At 33.8% G+C, this 21,423-nt stretch carries 16 protein-coding genes; 6 read left to right on the plus strand and 10 right to left on the minus strand.

Annotated features, from left to right (window positions below; all coding sequences use genetic code 11):
- Nucleotides 1-16 precede the first annotated feature (16 nt).
- Nucleotides 17-2,665 carry a gliding motility-associated C-terminal domain-containing protein gene (locus IQ05_RS06130; protein WP_144891067.1) on the minus strand — a complete coding sequence of 883 codons (2,649 nt, stop codon included), beginning with the start codon at nucleotides 2,663-2,665 and terminating at the stop codon, nucleotides 17-19.
- A gap of 186 nt (nucleotides 2,666-2,851) precedes the next feature.
- Nucleotides 2,852-3,406, minus strand: a complete 555-nt coding sequence (locus IQ05_RS06135) for a fasciclin domain-containing protein (protein WP_144891069.1) — start codon at nucleotides 3,404-3,406, stop codon at nucleotides 2,852-2,854.
- Between the two features lie 198 nt (nucleotides 3,407-3,604).
- Here IQ05_RS06135 and IQ05_RS06140 point away from each other — a divergent pair, with 198 nt between their 5' ends.
- Nucleotides 3,605-4,135, plus strand: coding sequence for an ExbD/TolR family protein (locus tag IQ05_RS06140; RefSeq protein ID WP_144891071.1), 531 nt, complete (start codon nucleotides 3,605-3,607; stop codon nucleotides 4,133-4,135).
- Nucleotides 4,136-4,467: 332 nt separating this feature from the next.
- Here IQ05_RS06140 and rpsA read toward each other — a convergent pair whose 3' ends face one another.
- The 4 genes from rpsA to porQ form a co-directional block, all read right to left on the minus strand.
- Nucleotides 4,468-6,246 (minus strand): 30S ribosomal protein S1, encoded by a 1,779-nt coding sequence (rpsA, locus tag IQ05_RS06145; RefSeq protein WP_144891072.1) that lies wholly within the window; start codon nucleotides 6,244-6,246, stop codon nucleotides 4,468-4,470.
- Nucleotides 6,247-6,638: 392 nt separating this feature from the next.
- Nucleotides 6,639-8,015: a nucleoside permease gene (locus IQ05_RS06150; RefSeq protein WP_144891074.1), complete on the minus strand. Its 1,377-nt coding sequence runs from the start codon at nucleotides 8,013-8,015 to the stop codon at nucleotides 6,639-6,641.
- Between the two features lie 76 nt (nucleotides 8,016-8,091).
- Nucleotides 8,092-8,787, minus strand: a complete 696-nt coding sequence (gene cmk, locus IQ05_RS06155; RefSeq protein WP_144891076.1) for a (d)CMP kinase — start codon at nucleotides 8,785-8,787, stop codon at nucleotides 8,092-8,094.
- Nucleotides 8,788-8,820: 33 nt separating this feature from the next.
- Nucleotides 8,821-9,843, minus strand: a complete 1,023-nt coding sequence (gene porQ, locus IQ05_RS06160) for a type IX secretion system protein PorQ (protein ID WP_144891078.1) — start codon at nucleotides 9,841-9,843, stop codon at nucleotides 8,821-8,823.
- Between the two features lie 182 nt (nucleotides 9,844-10,025).
- On the opposite strand from porQ, the gene IQ05_RS06165 reads away from it, so the two are divergent.
- A complete protein-coding gene (locus IQ05_RS06165; protein ID WP_144891080.1) occupies nucleotides 10,026-10,829 on the plus strand; it encodes an alpha/beta hydrolase in 804 nt (267 codons plus the stop codon).
- Between the two features lie 92 nt (nucleotides 10,830-10,921).
- Here the strand turns inward: IQ05_RS06165 and lon are convergent, their stop codons facing one another.
- Entirely contained in the window at nucleotides 10,922-13,372 is a 2,451-nt protein-coding gene (lon, locus tag IQ05_RS06170; RefSeq protein WP_144891082.1) for an endopeptidase La, read from the minus strand.
- Between the two features lie 285 nt (nucleotides 13,373-13,657).
- Here lon and IQ05_RS06175 point away from each other — a divergent pair, with 285 nt between their 5' ends.
- The 4 genes from IQ05_RS06175 to IQ05_RS06190 are packed head-to-tail and all read left to right on the plus strand — an operon-like array spanning nucleotide 13,658 to nucleotide 16,542.
- Nucleotides 13,658-14,212, plus strand: a complete 555-nt coding sequence (locus tag IQ05_RS06175) for an RNA polymerase sigma factor (RefSeq protein ID WP_144891084.1) — start codon at nucleotides 13,658-13,660, stop codon at nucleotides 14,210-14,212.
- Nucleotides 14,209-14,745 carry an anti-sigma factor gene (locus tag IQ05_RS06180; RefSeq protein WP_144891086.1) on the plus strand — a complete coding sequence of 179 codons (537 nt, stop codon included), beginning with the start codon at nucleotides 14,209-14,211 and terminating at the stop codon, nucleotides 14,743-14,745. The genes IQ05_RS06175 and IQ05_RS06180 overlap by 4 nt, the downstream gene beginning before the upstream one ends.
- Nucleotides 14,729-15,790, plus strand: a complete 1,062-nt coding sequence (locus tag IQ05_RS06185) for a hypothetical protein (RefSeq protein ID WP_244289533.1) — start codon at nucleotides 14,729-14,731, stop codon at nucleotides 15,788-15,790. The genes IQ05_RS06180 and IQ05_RS06185 overlap by 17 nt, the downstream gene beginning before the upstream one ends.
- 17 nt (nucleotides 15,791-15,807) lie before the next feature.
- Entirely contained in the window at nucleotides 15,808-16,542 is a 735-nt protein-coding gene (locus IQ05_RS06190) for a head GIN domain-containing protein (protein ID WP_144891088.1), read from the plus strand.
- A gap of 33 nt (nucleotides 16,543-16,575) precedes the next feature.
- Here IQ05_RS06190 and IQ05_RS06195 read toward each other — a convergent pair whose 3' ends face one another.
- The 3 genes from IQ05_RS06195 to IQ05_RS06205 form a co-directional block, all read right to left on the minus strand.
- The gene (locus IQ05_RS06195; protein ID WP_144891090.1) at nucleotides 16,576-17,904 is read right to left on the minus strand and encodes an MFS transporter; all 1,329 of its coding nucleotides are present in this window, start codon (nucleotides 17,902-17,904) and stop codon (nucleotides 16,576-16,578) included.
- 157 nt (nucleotides 17,905-18,061) lie between these two features.
- The gene (locus IQ05_RS06200) at nucleotides 18,062-18,874 is read right to left on the minus strand and encodes a M48 family metallopeptidase (RefSeq protein ID WP_144891092.1); all 813 of its coding nucleotides are present in this window, start codon (nucleotides 18,872-18,874) and stop codon (nucleotides 18,062-18,064) included.
- A gap of 78 nt (nucleotides 18,875-18,952) precedes the next feature.
- Nucleotides 18,953-21,358 carry a glycoside hydrolase family 31 protein gene (locus IQ05_RS06205; protein WP_144891094.1) on the minus strand — a complete coding sequence of 802 codons (2,406 nt, stop codon included), beginning with the start codon at nucleotides 21,356-21,358 and terminating at the stop codon, nucleotides 18,953-18,955.
- Between the last annotated feature and the right edge of the window lie 65 nt (nucleotides 21,359-21,423).

Below are 21,423 nucleotides of genomic sequence, written 5' to 3' on the forward strand. Positions count from 1 at the left end.
TAAAAAATAAAGATTGTTATCTGTTTAAATAAAGACGTCCTTGTTTAGGGGAAATGCCTCCTTTATTGAAGTGAATAACATAAAAATAAACTCCTTCAGGCGCTTTTCCGTTGCTACTTGTTTTAGAGTCTGATGAAGTACCATCCCATTTTGACTTGTTTTTATTAGCTGTATACAAGAGACTTCCGTATCTGTTGAATATTTCTAATACATAATTAGGATAGATAAAATCAATATCCGGAATAGAAAAAGTATCATTTACACCATCACCATTGGGTGAAAATCCATCTGGAATAAAAAATTCAGGAGTTGCATCACAATTGGTAAGCGAAACTATAACTTGTAAAGGAGTTGTTGATAAACAATTGTTTGTATTTATTGAATCAAAACCATAATATATTCCATTATCTATCAGTAATGCTGTGTTAGGTAATAAATTTCCTCCTATAGCAGCATTATACCACACCACAGTTCCATTTGAAGTTACATTACTGGATAAACTTTGAATAGTAGGCAAATCTAAACCACAAAATTTTTCTCCATTTTGAAGTAGTACAGGAGTTTGCAATTCATTTATGACAACTTGAGCAAGAGCTAAACCAGATTCACACCCTGTAGTTGCGTTAACCTCCTTTACGTAATAATTCGCTGATTGCAATACCGTTGCCGCAGGTAAGGCAGTTGTACTTGTGAGCGAATTAAACCATCTATACTGAAGGCCATTAGGTACTAGACTAGCTACGGTAGCATTTTGGACTTTACAAAATTCTTGATTGCTTGTAATGGGTGTATTAGGTAAGGCGTTAATCACAAAATCTTTGCTAATAGTATTCATTAAAGCAAGACAGCTCGTATTTGAATCTGTAAGAGATTGTAAATTAAATAATGTTGTTCCAGTATTAGTTAATAATGAATTAGGAATGGTATAAGTGGCTCTACCAGCATTTACAAGCAAAGGAACCATTTGAACTCCGCTAGTATTAGCACCAGACAAAGAGTAACTAATTGTTATAGCGGTTAAATTCCCTAATCCAGAAAGTTCAACAACTATGGGCTGATCTTTACAAACCGCTCTAATAGCAACTGATAAATTGCGCGCATCTGGTAGCGCTTTTATCAAAAACGAGCTAACTATTGATGCGGTATTGGTACAATTAGTAGCCAAGTTTGTAATTCTGCTAATAATAAAATTAGTATTTCCCACATTAGGAATTTGCGAAGCAGGAATCTGGAATGATGCAACTCCTGCACGAACCGTAATGCTCATGCTTTGATTAGCAAGACTATTACTTCCAGATAAAGAATACACAATACTATAATCCCCATCTGTTAGATTACTAATTCCTGATAAAGTAACTTCTGCATTTGTTGATTGACAAATAGAATTTATAAGTAAGGAGGCATTATTTGTTTGTGGAATTGGGTTTATTACAATATTAGCGGCAATAGCAGGAATTATATTAGTACAAATTCCTAGAGTGGTTGCGCTTTCTATATTTAGTATAGTTATGGTATAATTTCCAACAGCATTAAAATTACTAGATGGCAAAGGAAAAGTAAAAACGTTATTGGTAAAATTTTGCGTTGTCGAAAAAACAGTAGAATTACCAGAAATGGTATATGTAACCGTATATACTCCATTGGGAATAGCAACTACATTTCTTATCGAAGCCGAAAAATCTGTTGTAACGCGCTCATTTTCACAAATTGGTGCATTTACCTGCAAAGTGGCACCTGTATAATCCAGCTGTTTTTCTAAAGTAATAAACAATACTGATGTTTGGTCTACACACACGTTGTTATCTGATAAAACAGTATACGTAAAACGGTAAAATCCGGGTCCGCGTGTGTTGTATATATTTTGAATGTTTACAACAGAGTCTGTATCATCAGTATCATCTAACTCGTTAGTGCCACTTTCTCGCCATACACCTCCAGCATCCTCGCCTACTAAACCATCAAATAGATTATAGTTAGTATAAGAGTTTAACTCATTAGAACATAATTTGACTTCGTCAGGTGTTCCAGCACGAGGCGAACGATATATGGTTACAAATATTTTTACGTCTGGTGGAGCAGGACAAGAACCTATAGCAGGAATTGAATAGGTGTATTCATATGTACTACCGGGATTTAGATTGATGGTATTAAGAGTATTATTGTTCAAACCAAGACTAGTGGTATTTCCTACCCAAGTACCGCCTATTTGTGGAGGAAGAAAATCTCCATTAAAGGCTTCAAATAAATTATATGCAGATTCTGTATTACAAATAGAGGTATTCGCACCAGGAACTCCTGTATATCCTCCTACTCTAACCGTAACTATAGCAGTATCAATGCATCCTGAACTTGTTGTAACGGTATAAGAATAATGATATGTTCCGCTACGACGAATTAATTGAGCATTTAAAATTCCTGTGGTTCTATTGAGACCGCCTGATCTATCTTCATCTCTCCACGTACCACCAGCAGAATGCGAACCAAGTTGCGTTTTAAGATCTATGTTTCTACTGGAAATGTTTGTTATATCACAAATATCAAGCGCTACGTTATCAGTACCAGCAATTCCTTCACATTGACTGTAAGCAGAATGCGAAAGAAAAGCGAAAGAAAAAACAACAAAACAAACAACCTTAGTCGAAAAAAAAGGTGATTTTATAGTCATAGTATTAAAATTTAAACAAAACTACACTTTTTTTTAACATTTATTTAAAAATCGTTTATTTATAAGAAAAATAAGTAAAGAAAAGTTTCCGTATTTACGATGTTACAAATTGATTATAATAAAATAGCCCCACACAAAAAGTGTAGGGCTACAAAAACTAACCAAAAATCAACCTCATTCTTACATTTATTTTTTAGGTAACACAACAGTATCTACAACATGAATGACACCATTTGATTGGTTAACATCAGCAATCGTTACTTTTGATTGGCCACCATTTTCATCTGTAATGTAAAGATCTTTACCTTTCATCCAAGCTGTTAATGTTCCGCCACTTACTGTTTTTAGTATAGCTTTTCCATTTCCTGCTTTAATTGCTTTTGCAATATCTACAGCATTCATTTTCCCTGCAACTACGTGATAAGTTAAGATAGTTTGCAATGTTTTTAAATTTTCTGGTTTTAATAAAGTATCAACTGTACCTGCTGGCAACTTATCAAACGCTGCATTTGTTGGGGCAAAAACGGTGAATGGTCCTTTACTTTGTAATGTTTCTACTAGTCCAGCTGCTTGTACTGCTGCAACTAGTGTGGTGTGATCTTTTGAGTTTACAGCATTTTCAACAATGTTTTTTGAAGGATACATGGCAGCTCCACCAACCATTACTGTTTTTTGTGCAAAAGAGGTTGCTCCAAATACTAATGCCATAAAAGCAACTGATAAAATTTTTCTAGTTTTCATAAAATTTAATTGTTTAAGTTATATAAAGTCATTTACGCTCCTTTTATGAATATGGTTTTACTTAAAAAATAAAGAAAAGTAAATTAAAATCATAAATATCTATATATCAACATATTGACAAATAAACATATAAATAAATTAGCACTTTTTTAACAACCGTAAACTATTTTTACTACCTTAGAATATAAACTTTAAGCTATGAAAAACCTACCTGAAAAAATTAGAAGCAAAAAATTAGAGTCTAGAGTTGATTTAACCGCTATGGTTAGTGTGTCTTTTCTTTTGATCGTGTTTTTCATGGTCACTATTGATTTGGCAAAGCCGAAAATGATCGAATATTATTCTGGAGAAAGAGATGGTTGTGGTCCTGAACCAATATGCAATATGCAAGATGAAATTCGAACTTATACAATTTTACTCGATGATAATGATAAACTCATAACATATCATGGTTTGTTATTTGCACCACTGCAAGGTCCAAAAGTATCGCTCTATGGTAAAGAAGGTATTCGAAGCGAACTTTCAGTAATAAATTCTAAAGTGCATGCGTACACATCGGCAATAGGTAAACCTAACAGAGGACCAGTTGTAATCATAAAACCAAGTAAAAAATGCAACTATAAAAATCTAGTTGATATTTTAGATGAAATGGCTATTGCCAAAATTGATAGCTACGCGATCGTTAATGAGTTTACTCCAGAAGAATCTCAATTATTGGCAGCTAATTAAAAAAAGTTGAAAGTCAATCTATGATCCAGGATTGCTATATGTATTAAACACGAATTACACAGATTTACACGAATGTAAATTGCTAAATATCTGAGTAAATTAAAGTTGAATCAAATATAAAATAGGCTGAAATTAATTAAAAATTTACCTACTGCAAAAAAACTCCCTAGCCCTGATAGCAGCGTAAATCCTTTTTTATAGGATACAGCCATTTAAGGGCTGTTTCCTATAAAAAAGATTGAAGCGAATAGCAGGAAAAAGCTCCTATAAATTAGAACTACAAAAAAAGTCCCACATTGCTGTGGGACTTTCTATTTATAAAAAACGGAGAATTATTTTTTCTCTGATTTTTCCATTTTAGCTTTCAATGCAGCTAACATATCATTGTTATCTCCTAAAGTTGCAGCTGGTGCATTTGTAGAAGAGTTAGATGATGTGTTTTCTGAAGCTGATTTCACATTTTTCTCTTCTTCTTCACGGAAGATAGCAGTGTGAGAGGCAACTACTCTTTTGAATTCTTTGTTGAATTCGATTACTTTGAAATCAGCAGTATCGCCTTTTTTCAATTTCTTTCCGTCTTCTTTTTCAAGGTGACGAGTTGGAATGAAAGCAACGATATCATCTCCGAATTCTACAGTAGCTCCTTTGTCAACAATCTCAGAAATTTCACCATTGTGGATAGTTCCTACAGCGAATGAATCTTCGTACTGATCCCAAGGATTAGCAGTTGTTTGTTTGTGACCTAAAGATAATTTACGTCCGTCAACATCCAATTCTAATACTACAACGTCAAGTTTTTCACCAACGTTTACGAATTCAGATGGGTGTTTGATTTTCTTAGTCCAAGATAAGTCAGAGATGTAGATTAACCCATCAATTCCTTCTTCAAGTTCTACGAAAATTCCAAAGTTTGTAAAGTTTCTAACAATACCTGTATGCTTAGAACCTACTGGGTATTTAGCAGTGATATCAGTCCAAGGATCTTGAGACAATTGTTTGATACCTAATGACATTTTACGGTCATCTCTATCTAAAGTTAAGATAACAGCTTCAACAACATCACCAACTTTTACGAAATCTTGAGCAGAACGCAAGTGCGTAGACCAAGACATTTCAGAAACGTGGATTAAACCTTCAACACCTTCAGCAACTTCGATAAATGCACCGTAATCAGCGATTACAACTACTTTACCGTTTACTTTATCACCAATTTTTAAATCAGCATTTAAAGCGTCCCATGGGTGAGCGTTTAATTGTTTCAATCCTAATTGAATTCTTGTTTTCTCATCATCGAAATCAAGGATTACAACGTTCAATTTTTGATCTAATTCAAGAACTTCAGATGGGTGGTTGATTCTAGACCAAGAAAGGTCAGTAATGTGAATCAATCCATCAACTCCACCTAAGTCAATAAACACACCATAAGAAGTAATGTTTTTAACAACACCTTCTAATACTTGTCCTTTTTGTAATTGACCGATAATTTCTTTTTTCTGGATTTCAATATCCGCTTCGATAAGCGCTTTGTGAGAAACAACTACGTTTTTAAATTCGTGGTTAATTTTCACAACTTTGAACTCCATCATTTTGTTTACGTATACATCGTAATCTCTAATTGGCTTAACATCAATTTGAGATCCTGGTAAGAACGCTTCAATTCCGAAAACGTCAACGATCATACCACCTTTAGTTCTGCATTTAACAAAACCATTAACGATTTCACCTGTTTCGTTAGCCGAAATAACTCTATCCCAAGATTTGATAGTACGTGCTTTACGGTGAGATAATACTAACTGACCTGTTTTATCCTCACGGATGTCAATTAATACCTCAACAGTATCACCTACTTTTAATGCTGGGTTGTAACGGAATTCATTCAATGAAATTACACCTTCAGATTTAGCGTTGATATCAACGATAACGTCTCTATCTGTAATTCTTACAACTGTTCCTTCTACAACTTCCTCTTGATCAGTTGCAATAAAAGTTTTAGAAACTAATTCCTCAAACTCTAATAAGTTTTTTTCATCAACAGCATCAATACCTTCTTCGAAATTGTGCCAGTTAAAATTTGCTAAAAACTCTTCTTGTGATTTTACTTGTTCAGACATGCTGATTAAAAATTTGTATTCTGTATTTTCTCGAGTTTCATGATGTGATCGAAAACAGCAGAAGTTGTTTGTATAAATGATTGAACCCCAAAGGAAACTCTAATTCACCTTAAGGACTGCAAAAGTAATACATTAATTTTGATTACCAAAATTTTAAACTCTAGATAATCAATTGATAATTAGGAGCAGAAGATACAGTCTTTTTCAAGAAGCCCGTTCCCGCTTTTCGCTGTATCTTTTATAAGGCTTCTAGTTCGTCGCGGCGAACTAGAAGCCTTATAAAAGGATGCCGCTTCACTCGGGGCTATTTTACTAGAATTCGTACTTTCAAGAACAAAAAAAAACCCGATCATGCAGTTGCTATCGGGTTCAATCTATTTTTATGTTTCTCTTTAATGACTAATTTGCTCTACATCCAAAGGATTGTGTTTGTGCTTGAATAAAACAGCAAATGCAACTGCTATTATCAACGCATAAATGGCAAAAGCAAGCCAGATGGTATGCCAATCTTTCATCAATATAACCGAATCGAAAAGTCCGTCTGCTCCTATTTTTTTACCTTGACTGGTCACAAAATCAGTCATTTTAGCATTAGTAGGCTCTGTTTGCAAGAAACCTGCTAAATCGGTAGTGCCAGTAAATGACTTTGTGAAATATTTATCTATTGCCCAACCTGAGGTGAAACTACCCAAAACAGCTCCAAAACCATTGGTCATCATCATAAACAATCCTTGCGCTGAAGATCTGTTTTTAGCATCTGTATTCGTTTCAACAAATAAGGATCCCGAGATATTAAAGAAGTCAAACGCCATTCCGTACACTATACATGACATAATAATCATCCATAAACCGCTTGTAGGGTTTCCATAAGCAAACAACCCAAAACGTAATACCCACGCTAACATACTTATTAACATGACTTGCTTAATTCCAAAACGTTTCAAGAAAAACGGAATTGCCAAAATAAACAAGGTCTCTGAAATTTGGGAAATCGACATGATAATTGTAGAATATTCTACTACAAATGAATCGGCGTATTTAGGAAAATGCTTGAACTCATCCAAGAAAACATCTCCATAAGCATTTGTTAATTGCAGTGCTCCTCCTAAAAACATGGAGAAAACAAAGAACAATGCCATTTTATAATCAGCAAACAATTTAAAGGACTCCAATCCTAAAGTCTCCATCAAAGAAGCATTTTCTTTTGACAATCGTTGCGGTTTACACGGTGGCAATGTAAAGGCATACAAACCAAGTGCTACAGCTGCCAATCCCGCAATATAAAATTGATATTCAGTTGCTTTATTACCTGTTAAATTAGTTATCCACATAGCTGCAATAAAGCCAACTGTTCCCCAAACTCTAATAGGTGGAAAATTTTTGATGACATCTTTATTGTTTAATTTTAACGCATTATAGGAAATTGAATTACTCAATGCAATAGTTGGCATATAAAAACACATAGCCAAAAGCATAATGTAAATAAAATTTTCAGGTGTTGTAACTTGAGGAATGTAAAACAATACTCCTGCATACAACACATGTAGCGCTCCATACAACTTTTCAGCATTGATCCATCGGTCTGCCATAATACCAGTTAGGGTTGGCATAAACAATGACGCTATCCCCATGGTACTAAAAACCAATCCAAACTGGGTTCCTTCCCAACTTTTTGTACCAAACCAATAATTTGCAATTGTAATCAACCAAGCTCCCCACACAAAAAACTGGAGAAAACTCATTATGATCAATCTATTTTTAATTCCCATGAGATGAATTGTTTTTTTTTACTTTAAAAAATTTACAAGGCGTAAATCTACCATTAAAAATGATATCTGCAAATATTTATATCGTTTTAGTGATATCGTTGACCATTTCTAAAACTTGAGCAAATTGTTCCTCACGATTCAAATGTGAATTATCAATTTCAATTGCATCTACTGCCATCACTAAGGGTGAATCTTCGCGATGGGTATCTATGTAATCTCTTTCTTCTACATTTTTGAGGACTTCCTCATAGGTTACCGCATCACCTTTAGCTACTAACTCATCATATCGCCTTTGTGCTCTGGTGCTAGCACTTGCCGTCATGAATATTTTAAGCTCGGCATCAGGAAATACCACAGTACCAATGTCTCGTCCATCCATAACAATAGCCTTGTTCTTGCCCATTTCTTTTTGTTGTTCCACTAATTTAGCCCGAACCTGAGAAACCTCAGCAACCTTGCTCACAAAACGCGATACTTCAATGGTTCGAATTTCAGTTTCAACATTGACATCGTTCAAAAAAACCTCTGCAAATCCTAACTCTGCATTAAATTCAAAATGCAGTCTAATTGAAGGCAAACTTGCAATTAAAGTTGTACTATCAAAAGCATCTGCATTGATGTACCCTTGTTTCATAGCAAAAAAAGTTACGGCACGATACATTGCTCCTGTGTCTACATAAATATATCCTAAATGTTTTGCTAATTGTTTTGCTAGCGTACTTTTTCCAGTTGATGAAAATCCATCTATTGCAATTGTAATTTTTTTTGTCAAAATATAAAATTTAAGGTAATTAAAATGAATAAACTATTCTTGAAAATTTATGGTTAGCCCAAAGAGACTTGTGTTTCCAGCAAGCGTATATCTGGAATAGGAATAATTGAACTTAAGTTTGTTTAATTTGAGTCCAAAGCCAAAAGAAAGTCCAGAAAAATTACGTTGTTCCAGAATGCGTAATTCCTCGGCTCGCCTAAAATTGTATCCCAAACGCAAGTTAAATCCTCTTTTTGGGAACAACTCTACTCCTGCAATTACATGCCTCAAAGCATTATTTACAAAAGATACTTTTTCAGGAGTTGCTGCTCCATTAAAAGATTGTTCTGATCGTGCTGGATTAGCAAAAGCAATATTCCATTGTTGTAAATTCTCCAAAGTTAAATACCATCGAATGGGAACATTTTCTAACTCTTGCGAAACTCCTACTAAAACCTCCAGAGGTAACTTTTCTCGAACACCATTGTAAGTTGAAAATTGAGTCCCTAGATTTCGTATGGCCAACGCCCAATTGACATCGTTCCGTTCATCAATATACAAAGCACCAATGTCTAATGCTCCTCCAAAAGAATGATAGGTTTCTAGACTAGACGAAATCAACTTAGCACTAGCACCAACATGTAAATCGGTATAAGGAACATTGTACGCATACCCCATAGATAAGGCTACTTCGCTTCCTGAAAAGGCAGTTGTGGCTTGACCATTTTCGTCATAGCCCTCAAAACTACCATAATTGATGTAATTTACACCTGCTTGAAACGTTTGCAGGTGTCTGTCATAGGTGTACGCATAAGAAGCGGTTCCGTAGGTAAGCGCACCATAGTAATTTCCATAATTCAGTGCTAAATGATTGTCCATCTCTGCATTGATTGTGGCCGGATTAAAATGAGCTTGATTCACATCATCATCATATATAGTCAACACTTTTCCTCCTAAAGCCGCTTGTCTTGGAGAGGCAACGAGATTTAAAAATTGATATATTGTTTTACCGCCTATCTGACCGATTGATGCGGTACCGTAGAGTAACAAACTGAATATTACTATTTTTTTAAACATGTTGCAAAAGCGCCAAAAGTATACAATGATAACGCCAGTGCGAAGATATTATTTTTTAGAAAAAGAAAAGTTTAAAAAGGGACAATTCAGTCCTTAAAATCAACAGTTCAGTATAAAACCTTTTTGAAACGTTTGGTTTACACCTAGTTTTGACAAAGAATTCAAAACTAAAACTAAAAACTATGAAAAATTTACTTTTTACTACGCTTCTATTATTATGTTTATGCAATGTTCAAGCTCAGATGGACGATAAATTTTATTATCCAAAAAAAGCAAAAACCATCACAATAGATTCTTTACAATTCAAAGAGCACAATTATTATATTGAAAAAGATACTATCAATAGTGTGGTATTATCACCAAAACAAAAACAACCCAAGGCAACTATACTTTATTTTCATGGTGCCGGTGGTAATTGTATGAGTTATGTACCTTTTGTAAAACCTTTGGTTAAAAATGGTTACGAAGTAATTATGATTGACATGAGAGGCTACGGAAAATCAAGTGGTAAACCCACTCACCTCAACATTGCAGCTGACGCTCAAACTGTTTTTAATGAAATTCAAAAAAATCCCGACTTTAAAAACAAAAAAATCATCATTTACGGGGCATCAATGGGAACACAAGTTGCGGTTAATTTAACCAAAAACAATCAAGATAAAATAAGCGGATTAATTGTAGACGGCGTTATTAGTTCCTTTACAGAAATAGCAGTTAGTAAAACTCCCGAAGCGCAACATCAAATGATTCGTATGTATGTCACTTCGCCTTATTCTGCTGCAGAAGATATCAAAAACATTCAATCAGTACCTGTTTTATTCATTCATTCTAAAACCGACAAAGACGTGCCTTTTAGCCAATGTGAAACGGTGTATAACAATACCAAAACTAAAAAAGAACTTTGGATATATGAAGGCGACCACTTGAAAGCGCCACAATTATTCCCAGCAATTTTCATACAAAAAGTCAACGCACTATTGCAATAACAATACCTTTTTTATAAAAAAAAAATCCAAATTCTTGAACTGAAAAAACAGTTTAGGAATTTGGATTTTTATTGATTTCGAAAACGACTTATTTACAAAGTTTTTGCATTTTTAACTTTTTGATCAGTAAGTGCAAATTGCAATACTTCGCTCATTTCCTTTACATAATGAAAAGTAAGTCCTTCTAAATATTCTGGTTTAATCTCGTCGATATCATTTTTATTTTCGTGACACAAGATAATTTCTTTAATATTTGCTCGCTTAGCAGCAAGAATTTTTTCTTTGATTCCGCCTACAGGCAATACTTTACCACGCAAAGTAATCTCACCAGTCATGGCAAGGTTTTTCTTAACACGTTTTTGAGTAAACAAAGAAACTAATGACGTCAACATAGCAATACCTGCACTTGGTCCATCCTTTGGCGTTGCTCCTTCAGGAACGTGCAAATGAATGTTGTATTTAGAAAGCATATCCGATTCTAATCCTAAAAGCTTGGTATTGGCCTTGATGTATTCCAAAGCAATTGTAGCCGATTCTTTCATTACAGTACCTAGATTACCCGTAATACTCATGGTGCCTTTCCCTGGAGAAAGCAGCGATTCGATAAACAAAATATCACCACCAACTGAAGTCCACGCTAATCCAGTAACTACTCCCGCTACATCATTATTTTCGTATTTATCACGCTCTAAACGCGCAACACCAAGTGTTTTTACAAGATCTTCATCTGTTACTTTTTTATTATACTCTTCCTCCATTGCAACTGACTTGGCTGCGTTTCGAATCACTTGCGCAATTTTACCCTCAAGTCCACGTACGCCTGATTCTCTGGTATAGCCTTCCACAATTTTTTCCAATTGTTTTTTACCAATAGTCAAATCCTTAGTCGTTAAACCATGCTCTTTTAATTGTCTAGGAAACAAATGCTGACGCGCAATTTCGACTTTTTCTTCAATGGTATAGCCTGACATTTTGATGATTTCCATACGGTCACGCAATGCGGGTTGAATGGCTGCCATATTATTTGAAGTTGCAATAAACATTACTTTTGAAAGATCATATCCCATTTCTAGGAAATTATCATAAAAAGAATTGTTTTGCTCCGGGTCTAAAACTTCTAGCAATGCTGATGATGGATCCCCTTGATGGCTATTTGACAATTTATCAATCTCATCTAAAACAAAAACCGGATTTGATGTACCTGCTTTTTTCAAACTTTGAATAATTCGACCTGGCATAGCGCCAATATACGTTTTTCTGTGACCACGAATTTCAGATTCATCACGCAAACCACCCAATGAAATTCGCACATACTCTCTACCCAACGCTTCAGCTATAGAACGGCCAATAGAGGTTTTACCAACACCTGGAGGTCCTGTCAAGCAAATGATTGGCGATTTCATATCGTTACGCAATTTTAAAACAGCTAGATGTTCTATCATTCGTTTTTTAACTTCTTCTAAACCAAAATGGTCTCTATCTAAGATTTTTTGAGCGCGTTTTAAATCAAAAATATCTTTGGAGTATTCGTTCCAAGGCAAATCAAGAAACAACTCTAAGTAATTTCTTTGAATACCAAAATCAGGTGCCTGCGGATTCATTCGGCGCATTTTAGAAAGTTCTTTTTCAAAATGCTTTTTGGTTTTATCGTCCCACTTTTTGGTTAAGGATTTTTGCAACATCTCGTCCATTTCTTCCTCTTGCGAAACGCCACCCAATTCTTCTTGAATGGTTTTCATTTGTTGGTGCAAGAAATATTCTCGTTGTTGCTGATCTAAATCAAAACGAACTTTAGACTGGATGTCATTTTTTAATTCAAGTTTTTGCAACTCGATATTCATATAACGCAAAGTCTCTAATGCTCTTCCTTTCAGTTCATTGATAGCCAATAAATCTTGCTTTTCTTTAACCAATAAATTCATGTTTGAAGTCACGAAATTGATTAAAAAAGATTGACTTTCAATGTTCTTTATTGCAAAAGTTGCTTCGCTAGGAATGTTAGGACTTTCTTTGATAATTTGAATTGCTAGTTCTTTTATAGAATCAAGAATAGCTAAGAATTCCGTGTCATTTTTCTTCGGACGTTTTTCTGGAACTTCTTTTATTTTTGCAGTAAGATAGGGATCCTCAGAGACTACAGAGTCAATTTCGAAACGTTTTTTACCCTGAAGAATTACCGTTACATTGCCATCTGGCATTTTTAAAACGCGTAAAATACGAGCAACAGTACCTATTTTATGAATATCTTCTTTGGTTGGATCTTCGTCTTCTTCATTTATTTGAGCCACTACTCCTATTGTTTTCCCTGCTGCATTGGCATCATTTATCAATTTTATAGATTTATCTCTACCGGCTGTAATGGGAATTACAACTCCTGGAAATAAAACCATGTTTCGCAAAGGTAAAATGGCAAGCAATTCAGGTAAAGCTTCATTATTCATTTCTTCTTCGTCCTCTGGAGTCAATAATGGAATTAAATCTGCTTCTGAATCAAATTCTTGAAGTGACAAATTGTCAATGGTAAGTATTTTATGATTTGACATATATTTAATTAAGTCTTTTTGTCATTAAAAAAAGTTTTTGGATCACAAATATAGGATTTCAGAATCGTCTTTATTGAAAAAAACAAGGATTAATCTTTATTAAATGACCATCAAGTAAAAGTCTCAATCTTTATGCCAAAAGAAATGAATCAAATGCTAATTATCTTATAAATAAGATTCATAAAAACAAATGATTTGCAGTAAATCAATATCTTTAAAACTTATTTTTACATAAAGTGTAACATTAATTCCGAACCCAAGTCTTTATTAAAACGAAACCACTACTTGAACATTAACCAATGTAATATCGAAGAGCTGATTGTATTGTGTAAGCAAAACAATCAAAAAGCACAATACGAAGTATACAACCGTTATGCTTCCGCTATGTATAATGTTGCTTTTAGAATTGTAAAAGACAGCCATTATGCTGAGGATGTAATGCAAGAAAGTTTTTTGAAAGCATTTTCAAAACTAGAACATTACAAACAAGAAGTTTCATTTGGCGCTTGGTTAAAAAGAATTGTGGTCAACCAAAGCATTGATTTTTATAAAAAAAACAATCAGTTTAAGCGGGAAGATTTTGAGATGACTTTGCATAAAATTGAAGATATAGATTCGGATTTATCAATGAATAGTGACTTTACTAATTTGAAAGTCAAACAAATTTTAGAAACCATAGCAACTTTAAAATATAACTATCAGATGGTTTTGACATTATTTTACATTGAAGGATATGACCAAGAAGAGATCAGTGAAATTTTAAATATAAGTTATGCCAATTGCAGAACAACCTTGAGCAGAGCCAAAGACAGTTTGAGAAAAAAATTAGAAGAAATATGAAAAGGAACGAAGACCCAATAGACGAACTCTTTATTAAACACCAATTTCAATGGGACATTGAGAATTTAGAAGCAAATCATGAAGTGCGTTTTAAAGAAAAATTAAATCAAAAGAAATTTAATTGGAAACTCTTTACAAGTATCGGTATAGCTGCGTCAATTATAATATTCATGGGGATTACACTATGCAAACCTTCTTATGAAAAACCTTCTGAACTGCAATACGCATCAAGAGAAACCATACAAACCGATTCTATTTTTACAGTTTTAATTGAAAGAGAATTAGAAAAAATTGAAGAAAAGAAATCACCCGAAAACAAGAAAATTATAACTGATGCTCTAAAACAAATGAATCAGCTAGATGCTGACTATGAAAAAATAATTCAGGAATTAGAGGTTAATGGCGAAAGTAAACAGATTATTTATGCCATGATTAGTAACTTACAAACACGCATTTCTTTTTTGCAAAAGGTACTCGAACACCTTGAAAACAACGAAAACAAAAACGTATTTCCAGATGAAAAAACAATATAACTATATACTATTATTGCTTTTAGTACCATTTTTAGTGCAGGCAGCTACAAATGATTTTATTCATTCTAAACAAAAAAACATCAAAAAAGCATACTATGTTAATTCAAACGCTATTCTAGCGGTAGATAATTCATACGGATTTCTTGTAGTAACTACATGGGACGAAGATAAAATAGAACTAGATGTTCAAATAAGAGTTAGCGGTGACAACGAAAATTGGGTCAATCAAAAAATAGACGCTATAACAATTGATATCCAAGCTCTAAAAGGATTAGTAACCGCAAAAACAATATTTGAAAATTCGAATATTAAAAGTTCTGGAAAAAAAAATAGTTTTGAAATAAATTATATTCTCAAAATACCTAGAAATGGAAGTATTAAATTGAACAACAAATATGGTAATATTACCACTACTGATATTGTATCAAATGCTGAAATAAAATGCAAATACGGTAAGATTACCACTGGAAAATTGCAAGGAATTAGCGACATCAATATAGAATATTGCAACAATTCCAGCATAGAGCTTATCAAAAACGGACAAATAAACGCCCGATATTCAAGTATTAAGATTGAGGAGACCTCCAAACTTCAATTAACATCTGATTATACAGATATAGAAATCTTAAATAGTGATTCTGTTGCTTACACTAGCGATTATGGTAAAATTAAAATCTCAAAAATAAGAAACCTAGAAGCTAGTGGAGACTATCTTACTATTCAAATCGGAGAAATTACAGGAAGCTTATCTCTTCAAACAAAATATAGTTCACTTGCTATTCAATCTGTTCATGCTAAAGCTAAGTCTCAAATGATATCAGCAGCTTATACAGGAATAACTATTGGGTTTCAACCCAATTATTATTTTGACTTGAATGCCATTTTAAAATATGCAAATCTAAAATACGATAGCGCTCTTGAAATGGACAGTAAAGAAGAAACCTCACAAACAAAAAAATACACAGGCTTTCATAAAAGAAAAGGAATAAATAGCATGACTATTACATCTAATTATGGGAACGTAGTGCTCACACAAAACCAATAACCTAAACTAAATTAATTATGAAAAAATCACTTTTATTACTTGCAGGTTGCGCTTTATTATCCACTAATTTAACCTTTGCTCAGTGGTCTAGCAAAAATAAAATTCAAGGAAATGGAAACATAGTTTCTGAAAAAAGAACTACAACAGATTATGATGCTATTGCTGTATCTGGTTTCTTTGATGTAGAACTGGTTTCAGGAAAAGAAGGAGACATTACTGTTAAAGGAGAGGGAAATTTAATTCCTTTCATAAAAATTGAAGTTATAAACAATATACTTAAAATTAGTTCTGAAAAAAATAAGTACTTGAGCACGAGTAAAGGCAAGCAAATTTTAATTTCGGTTCCCTTCGAGGAAATCAACAAATTAAGTTTGACTGGATCAGGAGATATTAATACAAAAAAAACAATCAATAGCAATTCATTCTTAGTTCAGTTAACTGGTTCTGGTGATATTAATTTAGAAGTAGCATCAAATTCAGTTGCAATAGATGTAACAGGATCCGGAGATGTCACTATTTCAGGAACTACAGACGAATTAAATACAGCTCTAAACGGTTCTGGAGATATCGATACTTCAAAACTGAAGGCTAAAAACGTTCATGCTGCCGTATCAGGTTCAGGAGATACTACTGTTTTTTGTTCTGATAACTTACACGCTAGAGTTTCGGGTTCGGGTGACATTCAATACAAAGGTGATCCAAAGAAAAAAGACACCAAAGTAAGTGGATCAGGAAGTATATCGAAATCCTAAAAAAACTATTTTAAAAGATATTGAAAAGGTGTTTTACGATTGTAAAACACCTTTTTTTGGTACTTTATTCAACAGAATTACAGCAATTATAAAGAAAAGGGCTAATATAGCAATAGCTAATCTAGGACTTCCAGTAATTTGATCTACGATTCCATAAACCACCATTCCTATTACAATACCTATTTTTTCGGCTACGTCATAAAAACTAAAAAACGATGCCGTATCCGTAGTTTGAGGCAACAACTTTGAATAAGTTGACCTTGATAACGACTGAATGCCCCCCATAACAAGTCCTACACAACTCGCCATTATATAAAACTCTAAAGGTTGAGTAATGAAGTATGCCGCAACACAAAGTAAAACCCAAAAGCAATTGATAAAAATTAACGTTGGAATATTACCAAATTTACTAGAAGCTCTTGACGTTAAGAAAGCGCCTAAAACTGCGACTAATTGAATGAGCAAAATACAAATTATCAAACCTACTGTTCCTTCTTCTTTAGTAGGCCATTGAATTTCTTGTGCACCAAAATAAGTAGCTACCAGCATCACGGTTTGTACAGCCATACTCGACACAAAAAAACTTCTTAAATATGCTTTTAAAGCTTTATTTTCTTGCAATAAAAGCCATACTTTTTTAAGTTCATTAAAACCATTAAACACTACTTGACGGGTAACTTTGTGACCGCTATTTTTGTTGCCGTTGGGTAAATAATAATATGAATATTGGCTAAAAAGAATCCACCAAACACCTACCATAACAAAAGAGTAGCGCATTGCTTTCATGGCTGCTTCTCCATCTGTTCCTGAAATTCCAAAAAGCTTAGGTTTCATAATCATCAATAAATTAATAATTAATAAAATTACACTCCCTATATATCCCATGGAATAGCCCTTAGCACTTATTTGATCTTGCTGCTCTTCATGTGCAATATCTGGTAAATAAGAGTTATAAAAAACCAAACTCCCCCAATACCCTATTAATCCTAATAAATAAAATAATAAACCAACATATATATTTTCAAGGTCAAACCAATACAAACCCATACAGGATAAGGCCCCTAAATAACAAAAGAATTTCATAAACGCCTTTTTATTTCCAACATAATCAGCTATTCCAGATAATAATGGAGATAAGAATGAAACTATTAAGAAAGCAAAAGCAGTAATAAAACTTATTAACGCTGAATTCTTAAGGTGCATCCCAAAAACATCAATATAATGACTGCGGTCTGAAAATAAAGCATCATAAAAAATAGGAAAAACAGCTGATGCAATAGTTAAAGTATAGACAGAGTTTGCCCAATCATAAAAAGCCCACGCATTTAATAATTTTTTACTTCCTTTTTCTAATTCAGCCATGTGATTTTTTTTGGTTACGAATGTATTTATTTTTTTTCAAGAACAATGCAAAACCTTATTTTTTTACACATTAAGAAATCATTATTCATAAAATCATCTTATGTAAACAAAAAAAGCTATCCATAACGGATAGCTTTCTACATAATAAAAAACAATATTATCTTATCAATCCTACTTTAGCAGCAATTGCTTTTGCTTCGGGTATGTACGCTTGTAAATTAGCAATTCGGGTAGCATCAGATGGGTGTGTACTCATAAATTCTGGTGGTGCTTGACCATTAGATTGAGCCGACATGCGCTGCCAAAAAGCAATAGACGTTTCAGGATTATATCCTGCAATGGTCATTAAAACCAATCCTATTTTATCAGCTTCTGTTTCGTGAGCTCTACTAAATGGAAGTATTCCTAAACCTTGAGAGCCTAATCCATAAACTTGACTCCATACTTGTTGTGTTTTTTCACTTTTACCTCCAGTCGCAACTGCTACTCCTACGGCTCCTAATTGTTGCAATTGAGAGGCACTCATACGTTGCGCACCATGATCTGCAAGAGCGTGCGAAACCTCATGTCCCATAACTGTTGCTAGGCCTGCGTCATCTTTAGTAATTGGTAAAATCCCAGAATACACTACGATTTTTCCACCTGGCATACACCATGCGTTAACTTCTTTGTTGTCGACTAATTTATATTCCCATCGATAATCTACTAAATACTGTCCTTGACCTAAATATGTTAAATATTTCTCAGCAGCAGCCTTAATTCGGAAACCTATAGCCTCCACTTTCTTTGCATCGGCAGTTCCTGTAATTACTTTATTCTCTTTCAAAAACGTATCGTATTGTTGAAAGGCTGTTGGAAATAACTGATTATTTGGCACAAAATTGAGTGTTTTTTTTCCTGTAATGGGATTGGTAGCGCAAGAATAAACAATTCCTAATGTAACCAAACTAACTAATACATATTTTTTCATAACTGTAATTTTATAAGAATCAAAAATACAAAAAATGTGTCTGCATTACTTATATAATTAATGTAAATAGTTTCAATATTAATCCAAGTTACCCATAATATGAAAAGATATAAATCCTTTTTCAACAAGAATATATCCTTCTTTTTCTAAGGTATCACTATCAAATACAACTGCTACATTGTCAATTTCTAAAGTTTCAACCTTAAAAGGCAACCCTATTAAATTCATCTTATATTTAGAATAATTAGTTACGTACTTCCCCTCTTGATGAGCCTGGATAATTAATTCGTTTTCTTTACCAGTAGCTTGAAAAGACATAAAACTATAGCGTCCTTTTTTGTAATCATAACCATCTTGAGCATCCTCATAGACTACAGATAATTCTTTACCGTCTTTGTAATAAACATCTAGTATCAACTCATCAAACTCGAGTTCGCCTACATATTGTTGAACTGGATATTTAGGAATAATAGATCCTGCTTTTATAAAAATTGGAATTTGATCAAACTTGGTATCCACCCAAAGTTCTTTTCCACCTTTACACAACTCGTTTGTCCAGTAATTATACCATTCGCCACGAGGTAAATACATTCTTCTACCTAAAGCATTAGGTTCTAATATGGGACAGACTACTATTTGATTTCCAAAAACAAATTCGTCATTACGATAGTGGGTTTGAGTATCTTCTTGGTCAAAATATACTAATGGTTTCAACATTGGTACACCTTCTTCGATGTACTGCCAAAACATGGTATACAAGTAAGGCAACAATTGGTATCTTAAATTTACAAACTTTCTTGTAATATCAATCACTTCGTCATCAAAAGCCCAAGGTTCTTGATCGCCATGATCTCCAGAAGAATGCGTTCTACAAAAGGGGTGAAACACTCCTAATTGTATCCATCTAGCATACAATTCCCCTGAAGGCTGCTCTGCAAAACCACCAATATCTGAGCCCGTAAAACCCATTCCTGAAATGGACATGCGCTGTACTTGAATATTTGCAATCCACAAATGCTCCCACGTAGCTACATTGTCACCTGTCCATGAAGAAGTGTAACGTTGTGCACCAGCATAAGCTGATCGTGTAATAACAAATGGCCTCTTAGGGTAGGCAAAACGCTTTACACCATGATAGGTAGCTCTAGCCATTTGGGTACCATAAATATTGTGTGCTTTCCTGTGGCTACATGGATTTCCATCGTAATGATGACGCACGTCCATTGGAAATGTTTTATTAGGAACCTCCATAACGGCAGGCTCGTTCATATCATTCCAAACTCCTTTTACACCTATATCCGATATTAATTCTTTAAATAAGCCCGCCCACCATTCTCTTACTGTGGGATTTGTAAAATCAGGAAAATTACATTCTCCTGGCCAAACTTTTCCTTTCATGTAAGGACCATCGGCACGTTTACAAAAATAATCGTTTGCCAATGCTTCTTTATAAACCGAATATTCTTTATCAATTTTTATCCCAGGATCAATTATAACAACCGTTTTAAAACCATCTTCGGCTAACTCGGCTACCATTCGTTTAGGATCTGGAAAATAGTTTTTATTCCATGTAAAACATCTAAAACCGTCCATGTAATCAATGTCAAGATACAAAGCATCACAAGGTATTTTTAACGCTCTAAACTTTGCAGCAATTTCTTTTAAATTACTTTCAGGGTAATAACTCCATTTGCATTGGTGATAGCCTAATGCCCACAAAGGTGGTAACTCTGGTTTTCCTGTTAAATCTGTGTAAGTTGTTACCACATCTTGCATTTGCGGACCGTAAATAAAATAATAATTCATCTCTCCACCTTCGGCCCAATAACTTGTTACGTTGCGGCGTTCATGGCAAAAATCAAAAAATGTTCTAAAAGTATTATCAAAGAAAATTCCGTATGATTTTTTGTTGTGTAAACCAATGTAAAATGGAACTACTTTATACAGTGGTTCTTGATCTTTTTGAAAAGCATATTGATCTGTTGCAAAATTTTCAATACGTTTTCCTTTAAGATTCATTTGAGTGGCTTTATCACCTAAACCGTAAAAACATTCCCCGTCTTTTGAGGACTTACTCATTTTTACAATGTTCCCACCATATTCATAACTTTCTTCCCAGTGAAATCCTAGTTCATCCTCTAATATAATGGTATCTTCTAAGTCATAAATAGAAAGTCTCATGTCTGATTTTTGAATCTTACACTTAACTTTACTTGTTTTTATTTGGTAAAATACTTCGTGCTCACTTACCTCAAGAAAATTATACCCATGCGAATGGCTTTTATCTACTGCATACGAAAAATCATTGCTAAAATACCCTTTGGTAGTAAATCTAAAACGTATTAAACTATCTCTTAATACCGTTACTTTTAAAATAACACTGTTGTCTGTGTGAAAATAAACAGAATCAACATCATGTTCAAACGATACTATTTTTGTAGGATACAAGTCTCCTTTATATTCTAGTTCTGTATTTGTAATCATGTGGTATGGTATTTATTTGGACTGGTTTTCAAAAATCAAACATACAAAAAACGAACGTAATCTCT

The organism is Flavobacterium tiangeerense (genome assembly GCF_007830355.1).
Lineage (GTDB): Bacteria > Bacteroidota > Bacteroidia > Flavobacteriales > Flavobacteriaceae > Flavobacterium > Flavobacterium tiangeerense.